Raw genomic sequence first — 11,247 nt, 5'->3', positions numbered from 1 at the left:
GAGGATTGCAGCGGCGTGAAGCGGTAGAGCTGGTTGAGCACCACCTCGGCCATCGCGTCGCGCTTGATCTCGACGACGATACGCATGCCGTCGCGGTCGGATTCATCGCGCAGATCCGAGATGCCTTCGACGCGCTTCTCCTTGACCAGCTCGGCGATCTTCTCGACGAGCGTCGCCTTGTTCACCTGATACGGGATCTCGGTGAACACCAGCGCCTCGCGCTCCTTGCGCAGTTCCTCCACGTGGGACTTGGCGCGCATGATGATCGAGCCGCGCCCCGTCGCGTAGGCGAGCCGCGTGCCGGCGCGCCCGAGGATCGAACCGCCGGTGGGGAAGTCCGGGCCGGGCACGATCTCGGTCAACTGCTCGATCGTCAGGCCCGGCTCGTCGATGAGCGCGACGCAGGCGTCGATCAGTTCGCCGAGGTTGTGCGGCGGGATGTTGGTTGCCATGCCGACGGCGATGCCGCCCGCGCCGTTGACGAGCAGGTTCGGGAAGCGCGCCGGGAGGACGGTCGGCTCCTCGCGGGTGTCGTCGTAGTTCGACTGGAAATCGACGGTGTTCTTGTCGATGTCGGCGAGCAACGCGGTCGCGGGCTTGGCCAGGCGCGATTCGGTGTAGCGCATGGCGGCGGCCGGATCGCCGTCCACGGAGCCGAAATTGCCCTGCCCGTCGATGAGCATCAGCCGCATCGAGAAGTCCTGCGCCATGCGCACCAGGGCGTCGTAGATCGATTGGTCGCCGTGCGGATGGTACTGGCCGATCACGTCGCCGACGATGCGGGCCGACTTGACGTAGCGCCGCTCGGGCAGGTGCCCGCTCTCGTAGGCCGCAAACAGGATGCGCCGGTGCACCGGCTTGAGGCCGTCGCGCGCGTCGGGGAGCGCGCGCGCGACGATCACGCTCATCGCGTAATCGAGGTAGGAGCGGCGCATCTCGTCGGTGATGGAGACGGGCTTGATGTCGCTGGCGGGCGGCGGCGTGCCGGCGCCCGTGTCGTCGTTCTCGGCCAAGGGCTTTCATCCGTGTCGCGAAGGCCCCGCGTCCGGGGCGGTTTTCCGATGCGGCGCACGCCGGAAGGGCGCAAGCGGCTCGGCGTGGGGGAAGACGAATGATTTCAGGCGCTTAATTAATGCCCGCGGGCGCTGGGCGCAAGCGCCGTCTCGGGTGCGATCCACGGCCCGGATGCCAAGCGGGATGCCAAGCCGGAGGTCCTGCGTGATCCCCTCGGTGCGGCGTTCCGGTGCGGCGGCCGGCGCACGATGGCGGGCGGGTTCGGACGGGTTCGGGGTTGTCGCCCGATTCGCGGCGGGAGTACGCTCCGATTACCCGGCCGCGGCGGAACGGCGGCGGGTTCAGGGAGCGGCGCTTTGGATTTTTCCCCGTCCTCGACGCAGGTGCGCTGGCTCGAACGCGTGCGCGGCTTCATGGCCGCGCACGTCCATCCGGCGCTGGACGCGGTGAAGGCCGAGACGGCGCCGACGGTGCCCGACCGCTGGGCGCCCTCCGCGGTGATCGAGGGCCTGAAGGCGCGCGCGGGCCGAAGGCCTGTGGAACCTGTTCCTCCCGCCCTCGCCCGAGCACGACACGAAGGCGTTCCGCGGCGCCGGGCTGACGAACCTCGACTACGCGCCCTGCGCCGAGGCGATGGGCCGCGTCGCCTGGGCGTCCGAGGTGTTCAACTGCTCGGCGCCCGACACCGGCAACATGGAGGTGCTGCACCGCTACGGCAGCGCGGCGCAGAAGGAACGCTGGCTCAAGCCCCTGATGGCGGGGGAGATCCGCTCCGCCTTCCTGATGACCGAGCCGGAAGTCGCCTCCTCGGATGCCACCAACATCGCCACGTCGATCCGCCGCGACGGCGACCACTACGTCGTCAACGGCCGCAAATGGTGGTCGACGGGCGTCGGCGACCGCCGCTGCAAGGTGGCGATCGTGATGGGCAAGACCGACCCGGATGCCGAGCGCCACGAGCAGCAATCGCAGATCCTCGTGCCGCTCGACGCGCCCGGCGTCGAGATCCGCCGGCTGCTCACGGTGTTCGGCTACGACGAGGCGCCGCACGGGCATGCCGAAGTCATCTTACGCGATGTCCGCGTGCCGGCGGAAAACCTGATCCTCGGCGAGGGCCGCGGCTTCGAGATCGCGCAAGGCCGCCTCGGGCCGGGGCGCATCCACCATTGCATGCGCACCCTCGGCGCGGCGGAGGCCGCGCTGGAGGCGATGGTGCGCCGGCTCCTGTCGCGCACCGCCTTCGGCAAGCGGCTCGCCGACCAGTCGGTCTGGGAGCAGCGCGTGGCCGAGGCGCGCATCGACATCGAGATGACGCGCCTGCTCTGCCTGAAGGCGGCGGACATGATGGACAAGGTCGGGCCGAAGGCCGCCCGGGGCGAGATCGCGATGATCAAGGTCGCCGCGCCGCGCATCGCGCTCAAGGTGATCGACGCCGCGATCCAGGCGCATGGCGGCGCCGGCGTCTGCGAGGACTTCGACCTCGCGCGCACCTACGCGCATGTGCGCACGCTGCGCCTCGCCGACGGGCCGGACGAGGTCCACAACCGGGCGATCGCACGGCTCGAATTCGCCCGCCACGCCGACGCGGCTCCCGCCGCATGAGCGCGGCGCCGGATGTCGTGTTCTCCGGTACCAAGCCGGTCGAGCCGCGCCACCGCATCGACGCGGCGGCGCTCGACGGCTGGATGGGGGCAAACGTCGCCGGCTACGCCGGGCCGCTGACCCTGCGCCAGTTCAAGGGCGGCCAGTCGAACCCGACTTACCGGCTGGAGACGCCCGGGCGCGCCTACGTGCTGCGGCGCAAGCCCTTCGGGCCGCTGCTGCCCTCGGCGCATGCCGTGGAGCGTGAGTTCCGGCTGATCGGCGCGCTGCACGGCACCGGCTTCCCGGTGCCGCGCGCCGACGCGCTGTGCGAAGACGCAGGCGTCATCGGCGCGGTGTTCTACGTGATGGAGGCGGTGGAGGGCGCGGTGCACTGGGATGCAGGCCTGCCCGGCCTCGCACCCGCGGCGCGGCGCGCCGTCTACGAGGCGATGATCGGCACGCTCGCGCGCCTGCACGGCATCGACCACGCCGCCGTCGGCCTGTCCGATTACGGCCGGCCGGGCAACTACTTCGCCCGGCAGGTGGAACGCTGGACGAAGCAGTACCGCGCCGCCGAGGGCGAGCGTCTGGAGGCCGCCGAGCGCCTGATCGCGTGGCTGCCGCGGTCCGTTCCCGAGCAGGACCGGGTCTCGATCGTCCACGGCGACTACCGCCTCGACAACATGATCTTTTCCCCGGACAGAGGCCGCGTCGCGGCGGTGCTCGACTGGGAGCTCTCGACGCTCGGCGATCCACTCGCCGATTTCAGCTACCTGCTGATGCACTGGGTGCTGCCAGCCGACGGGCGCAGCGCGCTCGGCGGCCTGGATCTGGCAGCCCTCGGCATCCCGACGCGGGCCGAGGCCGCGGCGCTCTATTGCCGCGGGACCGGGCGCGACCGCCTGCCGGACCTGGACTGGTACTTCGCCTACAACCTGTTCCGGCTGGTGGGCATCCTCCAGGGCATCGCCGGGCGGATGAAGGCCGGCACCGCGGCCAGCGACCACGCCGCCGCCATGGCCGCCCGCGTGCCGCGGCTCGCCGAGGCCGCGTGGTCCTTCGCCGTGAAGGCCGGGGCGTGAGGGCGATGGGCGCCTCGGAGCGGATCGGCAGCGCGACGCGGTTCCGACGGACGCCGGAAGGATTAAGCCGATGTCGCTGTTCGACCTGACGGGCAAGGTTGCCGTCATCACCGGTTCGTCGCGCGGCATCGGCCGGGCCATCGCGCTGCGCATGGCCGAGCAGGGCGCGCGGGTGGTGGTATCGTCGCGAAAAGGGGAGGCCTGCGAGGCGGTGGTGGCCGAGATCGCGGCGGCGCACGGCGCGGGCCGGGCGATCGCCGTGCCGGCCAGCATCTCGGTGAAGGCGGACTTGGTCCGGCTGATCGGCGAGGCTAACGAACGCCTCGGCGCCGTCGACGTGCTCGTCTGCAACGCGGCGAGCAACCCGTATTACGGCCCGCTCGCCGGGATCGGGGACGCGCAGTTCCACAAGATCCTGTCGAACAACGTCCTCTCGAACCACTGGCTGATCCAGCTCGTGGCGCCGGGCATGGTCGCGCGGCGGGACGGCGCGATCGTCATCGTGTCGTCGATCGGCGGCCTGCTCGGCTCGCCGGTGATCGGCGCCTACAACGTCTCGAAGGCCGCCGACATGCAACTTGCGCGCAACTACGCGGTGGAACTCGGCCCGCACAACGTGCGGGTGAACTGCATCTGCCCCGGCCTCGTGCGCACCGACTTCGCCCGCGCCCTGTGGGAAGACCCGAAGGTGCTGGAGGCCGCGACCTCCGGCGCCCCGTTGCGCCGCATCGGCGAGCCCGACGAGATCGCCGGCGCGGCAATCTTCCTGGCGTCCGCCGCCGGGCGCTTCACCACGGGGCAGGCGATCGTGGTCGATGGCGGGGTGACCATCGCCAGCGGCGCGATCGGGTGAGGCTCAGGCCGGGAACCCCTCCCCCGGCAGAGGGAAGCGGGAAACACGCGCCCGCTTCGGCACGCGCGCCGCCATCGAGGCGATGATCGTGATGGAGGCGAGCGGATAGATCCGCGGGAGCGGCGGCGCGAACAGGTCGGCCGCGTCGCGACCGCCGGCCTCGCATTGGCGGTCGAGGTCGGGGGCGGCGTCGCTCCTCCGCTCATCGGCCCCGTCGAGCAGGCCGGTGCGCGAACGGGCGAGCGCGGACCGGTGAAAGCTGATACCGTGAAAGCACAGGCCGCCGACTTTGTCGTTTTTGGCGGTTGCGATGCTCCTGCGCCGAACTCATCCTGCACTCATGACGATGCAGCATGCAGCGGCGTATCAGCCTCTCCCCGAAGCCGTGATCGCCCGCGTGCCGGACCGGTCGCGCACGAGTGACCGTCCCATGCTGTACGACGCGTTCGAGATGCAGTGCGATCTCGCCCGGCAGACGCGGGCGTGGGGCCGCGTGATGCACGACGCGGTCTCGCCCTGGGCGGGCTTGGGCGAGCCGGTGAACTGGTGGTCGGCCGGCGCCCGGATGATGATGCGGGCCGGCCTCACCTTCGCGCGCCCCGCCTTCGGGATCGAGACGGTCACCGTCGGCAACCGCGCGGTGCCGGTCGTCGAGGAGCCGGTCTTCGCCACGCCCTTCGGCACGCTGCTGCGCTTCCGCAAGGACATCGACACCGAGCAGCCGAAGGTGCTGGTGGTGGCCCCGCTCTCGGGCCACTTCGCGACGCTCCTGCGTAGCACGGTCAAGACCCTGCTGCCGGACCACGACGTCTACGTCACCGACTGGCACAACGCCCGCGACGTGCCGCTCTCGGACGGCCGGTTCGGCTTCGACGACTACGTCGATCACCTCGTGCGGTTCCTGCAGGCGATGGGCGGCGGCCACCTGCTCGCCGTCTGCCAGCCGACGGTCCAGGCGCTCGCCGCGGCGGCGGTGATGGCGCAATCGAAGGATGCGGCCGCGCCCCGCAGCATGACGCTGATGGCCGGCCCCGTCGATTGCCGCATCAACCCGACGTCGGTGAACGTGCTTGCCACCTCGAAGCCGATCGCGTGGTTCGAGAAGAACCTCATCGCCACGGTGCCCAGGCGCCACAAGGGCGCGGGCCGGCGGGTCTATCCCGGCTTCGTGCAGGTCTCGGCCTTCGTCTCGATGAACACCAAGCGCCACATGCAGGGGCACGCGGACCTGTTCTGGCACATGGCCAACGGCGAGACCGAGAAGGCCGAGGCGATTGCTGGCTTCTACGACGAATACTTCGCCGTCCTCGATCTCGCGGCGGAGTTCTACATCGAGACCGTGAAGACGGTGTTCCAGGACTACACGCTCGCCAAGAACGAGCTCACCTATCGCGGCGACCCGATCGACATGCGCAGCGTGCGCCGCACCGCGCTGATGACGGTCGAGGGCGAGCGCGACGACATCTGCGCCGTCGGCCAGACCATGGCGGCGCACGACCTCTGCACCAGCTTAGCCCCGCACATGCGCAGCCACCACCTCCAGGCCGGCGTCGGCCATTACGGGGTGTTCTCGGGCCGCAAGTGGGAGAGCCAGACCTACCCGCTGGTGCGCAACTTCATCCAGTCGCACGATTGATCGACGGCCCGGTCCCTGAGCGGATTTGACCCGCTGGCCCGCGGTGCCCACCATGCTAGCCTGACCAGTGGCGTTCGGACGGCAGCGGCGGGGCGATTGCGGGCGTGAGCAGGACCGATCCGAACCGACCCGAGGCTGCGGCGCGCCTCGACCGGCTTGTGGCGCGCGCGAACGCCGCCGGGCTGTGGGAGCGGGCTTGGCCGGTGCTGTGGCGCGGGCTCGGCGTGCTGCTCGCCTTCTGCGTCGCGTCCTGGCTCGGCCTCTGGCTCGATCTCGCGCCCGCCTGGCGCATCACGGGGCTTGCCGCCTTCGCCATCGCCGGCCTCGCCGTGCTCGTCCCGCTCCTGCGCCTCCGCCCGGGCGGCCGGCGGACCGCGCTCGCCCGCATCGACCGCGAGGCGGCCTCGCGCGACGCGGCGCTCGCCCATGCCCCGGCCGCGACCATCGCGGACACCCTCGCGGTCGGCACGACCGATCCCGAGACCCGCGCGCTCTGGGCGCTGCATCAGGCGCGGGCGGCCGCGGTCGTGGCAAAGCTCCGCGTCGGCCGGCCGCGGCCCGGCATGCCGCGCCACGATCCGTTCGCGCTGCGCGCCGGCCTCGTGGTCGCGGCGGTGGCGAGCCTGTTCGTCGCCGGCCCCGAATGGCGCGACCGGCTCGGCAGCGCCTTCGACTGGCGCGGGGCGACCGCCGCCGGGCCGAACTTCCGGATCGACGGCTGGATCGATCCGCCGCTCTACACCCGGATGCCGCCGCTGGTGGTCGCCATGTCCGGCGGCGAGCAGCGCCTGCGCGCGCCGGTCAATTCCCAGCTCATCGTGCGGATCGCCGGCGAAGATCCGGCGCGGACGGTGCTGACGGCGAATGCCGGACTGAGGCCGGTCCCGGGCAAGGAGGCGCGGCCGGACCTGCGCGAGGACAGGTTCCAGGTGGTCGGCCCGACGGCCGAGCTCGCCATCGGCGCACCCGGCCAGGGCCGGCGCCTGATCGTCGAGGCGATCCCCGACCGTCCGCCGGAGGTCCGCGGCGTCGGCGGGCCGGAGGTGAACGGGCGCGGTACCTTCAACCTCACCTACCGCGCCAAGGACGATTACGGCATCGCCTCGGCCGAAGGGCTGGTCGAGCCGCCGGATGGGGCACGTGCGCTGGTGCCGCCGCCGCGGATCGCGTTGGCGCTCCCCGGCGACGCGAGCGGCGAGACCGACACCAGGACGCTGGTCGACCTCACCGACAACCCGTGGGCGGGCGCGAAGGTGCGCTTCACCTACCTCGTCAAGGACGAGGCGGGCCAGGAGGGCCGCACGCCGGCCGTCGAGATGGTGCTGCCGGCCCGTCCGTTCCGCGATCCCCTCGCCCGGGCGCTCGCCGAGGAGCGCCGCCGCCTCGTCGTGACGCCGGACGAGGGCCGGCGCCGGGTGCAGACGTCGCTCGACGCGATGCTCGTCGCGCCCGAGCTGTTCACGCCGCAGCCGGGCGTGTTCCTCGGGCTGAAGGCCGCGGCGCGGCGCCTGCGCGCGGCAGGCGACGACGCCGCCCTCACCGAGGTCGCCGACCTGTTGTGGGAGATGGCCCTCAAGATCGAGGACGGCGACCTCTCGGATGCCGAGAAGCAGCTCCGGCAGGCGCAGGACCGCCTCAAGCAGGCGATCGAGAAGAACGCGCCCGACGAGGAGATCAAGCGCCTGACCCAGGACCTCAAGCAGGCGCTGGACAAGTTCATGAAGGAGCTGGCCGAGAAGCAGGGCCGGCAGCCGCGCGACCTCGGCGCGCGCGACAAGCAGGGCCAGCCCTCGAAGACGGTGACGCGCGAAGACCTCGACAAGATGCTCCAGGACATGGCCGAGGCGATGAAGCGCGGCGACACCGCGGAAGCGCAGCGGCTGATGGAGCAGTTGCGCAACATCCTGGAGAACCTGCAGAGCGCCGAGCAGGGCAGCAAGTCCGACCCGACCGCCCGCGAGATGCAGCGCCAGATGAAGGAGCTCGACCAGATGGCCCGCGAGCAGCAGGGCCTGCGCGACGAGACCTTCAAGGAGGGGCAGGAGAAGCCCGGCGCCGAGCAGGGCCAGCGCGGCCAGCGCCCGCAGCGCAACCAGCCGGGTCAGCAGCAAGGCCAGCAGGGGCAGCAGCCCGGCCAGAAGGGCCAGCCGGGGAGAGGTCAGCAGGGTTCGGGTCAGCCGAGTCCCGGTCAGCAGGGACAGGGGCGGCCGGGTGAGAAGGGCCAGGGTCAGCAGGGCGGCGTCGGCGAGCGTCAGCAGGCCCTGCGGCAGCGCCTGGAGGACCTTCAGAACCGCATGAAGGAGAACGGCATGAAGGGCGAGGAAGGTCTCGCCGACGCCGAGGACGCCATGCGCGAGGCCGAGAACGCGCTCAAGCAGGGCCGCGAGGGCGAGGCGGTCGACGCACAGGGGCGCGCCCTCGACGGGCTGAAGCGCGGCGCCGACGGCCTGCAGCAGCAGGCCCAGGAGATGGCCGAGGCCGAGGGGGACGGTCAGGGCGACAAGCCCGAGGGCGAGACGCCGGGCCGGCAGGGCCAGGCCGGCGCCAAGGACGACGACCCGCTCGGCCGCCCGACCCGCGGGCGCGACATGAGCGACGGCCGCGTGAAGGTGCCGACGGCCGACGAATCCGCGGTGCAGCGCACCCGGCGGATCATGGAGGAACTGCGGCGCAAGCTCGGCGACCCGACGCGCCCGCAGGAGGAACTCGACTATTTCGAGCGGCTGCTGCGGCGGAACTGACGACGCGCCTCTCCCCCCGGTCCAGGCTTACGGATTCACGCGTCTCCGAAGCTCCCTAGACCTGCCTCCGCCGTCATTCCGGCTCGGGGAGCGGCGCTTCGTCCCTGCCGGGGCGGGCGCGAAGCCTCTATGGTGCGGGCCAGAACGCAGCCTTGAGATCGCGCATCCATGTCCGGCAACTCCGTCGTCCTCGTCGCCTGCCTCGCGGTGGCGGTGATCCTGCTCATCGGCCTCGCCAACATGATGCGCGGCGGCGACGCGAACCTGTCGCAGCGCCTGATGCGCCTGCGCGTGCTGCTCCAGTTCGTGGCGGTCCTCGTCATCATGGGCGTGGCGTGGTGGCGCTCGGCGTGAGTGGTATCCGGCTTGCCCGGAGCACTGTGACCGCCGGGCCGCACCGGGCGGCATTTCGATGCGAGGGGGATGAAACAGCCACCCCTCACGCTGCCGGCCGGGCCGGGCTTCATGATAGGGATGGCGGGCCCGAACGGACCCGTCCCGCATGATGTCCTCCACGCACCGCCTCGTCGGCGCCCTCGTCCTCGCAGCCGCCGCGCCTGCCGCGGCGGCCGATCTCGGCTCCGCGCCCCGGCCCGCGGCCTACGCGCCGCCGGTGCAGCCGCTCAGCATCGTCTCCGAGGTCCGGATCGGCGGTGCGGTGCAGGACCCGGGCAGCGCCGAGCGGAACACCAACAACGTCAACGGCGAGGTCCTGTTCGCGAAGCCCGGGGTCAGCCTCGATCCGTTCTGGCAGGCCTTCGTGCCGCGCCCGACGATCGGCGGCAGCTACAATTTCGGCGGCCGCACCAGCTACGCCTATGTCGGCGGCACCTGGACGGTGGACCTGTTCCCGCAGACCTTCGGCAACGTCGTCTTCCTCGAAGGATTCTTCGGGGCCGGCGCGCATAACGGCTCGACCGGCCAGAAGGCGTTCACGCCGCCGGGCTTCAATTCGCTCGGCTGCTCGCCGCTGTTCCGCGAGGCCGCGGCGCTCGGCTTCCGGATCACCGAGCACTGGAGTATCATGGCCACCGTCGAGCACATGTCGAACGCCGGCCTCTGTTCCAACAACCGCGGGCTGACGAACTTCGGCGGCAAGCTCGGCTACACCTTCTGATCCCGATAGCGCCGGCGGACCCGTGGTCATCCTCAACCGCATCTACACCCGAACCGGCGACAAGGGCACGACGGCCCTGGCCGACGGGCAGCGCCGCTCGAAGGCCGACCTGCGGGTCGAGACCTACGGCACCGTCGACGAGACCAATTCCTGCGTCGGGCTCGCCCGCCTGCACGCCGAGCCCCGCCTCGACGCGATGCTCGCCGCGGTCCAGAACGACCTGTTCGACCTCGGCGCCGACCTCGCCACGCCACCGAGCGCGACGCCGCCGGCCCACGAGCCGCTGCGGATCGTGGCGTCCCAGGTCGCGCGGCTGGAAGCCGACATCGACGCGCTGAACGCCAACATCGCGCCGCTGAAATCCTTCGTGCTGCCCGGCGGGTCGCCGGCGGCGGCCGCGCTGCACCTGGCCCGCACCGTCTGCCGGCGGGCCGAGCGGCTTGCGGTCGCGCTCGCCGCCACCGAGGGCGAGATCGTCTCGGACGAGGCGCTGCAGTACCTCAACCGCCTCTCCGACTTCCTGTTCGTGGCGAGCCGCGCGGCGAATGCCGACGGGGTCGACGACGTGCTCTGGGTGCCGGGCAAGAACCGGTAACGCGACCGGCCACGCCGCGACGGACCGCCGCTCGACCGTAGCGCCGACGCGCAACTCTCGGCAGGCGGTCGCGCGGCGGCGTTGCGTTGACAAGGCGGAAATGCGGCCGCTACGGTCCGCGCCCTGTGCGAGCCGCAAAAACGAGCCGCCCTGGTTCTCCCGACCAAGAAAAATCTGCGTGCGGAGGAAGTGGACCGCCATGAAGGTTCTGGTGCCCGTCAAGCGGGTCGTCGACTACAACGTCAAGATCCGGGTCAAGGCCGACGGTTCGGGCGTCGACCTCGCCAACGTCAAGATGTCGATGAACCCCTTCGACGAGATCGCCGTCGAGGAGGCGATCCGCCTGAAGGAGAAGGGCAAGGTCACGGAGATCGTCGCCGTCTCGATCGGGCCGCAACAGGCGCAGGAGACGCTGCGCACCGCGCTCGCCATGGGCGCCGACCGCGCGATCCTCGTGAAGACCGACGTGAACTGCGAGCCCCTGGCGGTGGCCAAGCTCCTCAAGGCCGTCGTGGAGAAGGAAAGCCCGGACCTCGTCATCCTCGGCAAGCAGGCGATCGACGACGATTCCAACCAGACCGGCCAGATGCTGGCCGCCCTGCTCGGCTGGCCGCAGGGCACCTTC

At 71.4% G+C, this 11,247-nt stretch carries 9 protein-coding genes and 1 pseudogene; 9 read left to right on the top strand and 1 reads right to left on the bottom strand.

All coding sequences use genetic code 11. The features are described from left to right. Positions 1-1,013: DNA gyrase subunit A (locus tag ACFE86_RS17790; RefSeq protein ID WP_375456652.1), on the bottom strand; the 1,013-nt coding region annotated here is incomplete at its 3' end. 357 nt (positions 1,014-1,370) lie between these two features. Between ACFE86_RS17790 and ACFE86_RS17785 the strand changes: the two are divergent. The 9 genes and pseudogenes from ACFE86_RS17785 to ACFE86_RS17745 all read left to right on the top strand — a co-directional run. Beyond that, positions 1,371-2,616 (top strand): annotated as a pseudogene (locus ACFE86_RS17785) (acyl-CoA dehydrogenase family protein). Further along, positions 2,613-3,680 carry a phosphotransferase family protein gene (locus tag ACFE86_RS17780; protein WP_375456651.1) on the top strand — a complete coding sequence of 356 codons (1,068 nt, stop codon included), beginning with the start codon at positions 2,613-2,615 and terminating at the stop codon, positions 3,678-3,680. Before ACFE86_RS17785 ends, ACFE86_RS17780 begins: the two are co-directional and overlap by 4 nt. A 70-nt stretch (positions 3,681-3,750) precedes the next feature. Continuing rightward, positions 3,751-4,533, top strand: coding sequence for an SDR family oxidoreductase (locus tag ACFE86_RS17775; RefSeq protein WP_375456650.1), 783 nt, complete (start codon positions 3,751-3,753; stop codon positions 4,531-4,533). A gap of 430 nt (positions 4,534-4,963) precedes the next feature. Continuing rightward, positions 4,964-6,169: a polyhydroxyalkanoate depolymerase gene (locus ACFE86_RS17770; RefSeq protein ID WP_375456649.1), complete on the top strand. Its 1,206-nt coding sequence runs from the start codon at positions 4,964-4,966 to the stop codon at positions 6,167-6,169. 95 nt (positions 6,170-6,264) lie between these two features. Continuing rightward, entirely contained in the window at positions 6,265-8,910 is a 2,646-nt protein-coding gene (locus tag ACFE86_RS17765) for a TIGR02302 family protein (protein ID WP_375456653.1), read from the top strand. 168 nt (positions 8,911-9,078) lie between these two features. Next, positions 9,079-9,264, top strand: a complete 186-nt coding sequence (locus ACFE86_RS17760; protein ID WP_375456648.1) for a twin transmembrane helix small protein — start codon at positions 9,079-9,081, stop codon at positions 9,262-9,264. Between the two features lie 148 nt (positions 9,265-9,412). Next, positions 9,413-10,027, top strand: coding sequence for an acyloxyacyl hydrolase (locus ACFE86_RS17755; protein WP_375456647.1), 615 nt, complete (start codon positions 9,413-9,415; stop codon positions 10,025-10,027). 22 nt (positions 10,028-10,049) lie between these two features. Continuing rightward, complete coding sequence (locus ACFE86_RS17750) at positions 10,050-10,622, top strand: cob(I)yrinic acid a,c-diamide adenosyltransferase (protein WP_375456646.1); 573 nt, start codon at positions 10,050-10,052, stop codon at positions 10,620-10,622. Between the two features lie 199 nt (positions 10,623-10,821). Beyond that, positions 10,822-11,247: electron transfer flavoprotein subunit beta/FixA family protein (locus ACFE86_RS17745; protein ID WP_375456645.1), on the top strand; the 426-nt coding region annotated here is incomplete at its 3' end.

The sequence above is a fragment of the uncultured Methylobacterium sp. genome (assembly GCF_964244095.1).
Lineage (GTDB): Bacteria > Pseudomonadota > Alphaproteobacteria > Rhizobiales > Beijerinckiaceae > Methylobacterium.
The sequence above is the reverse complement of the archived record's forward strand: the minus strand, read 5'-3'. Positions and strand labels throughout refer to the sequence as shown.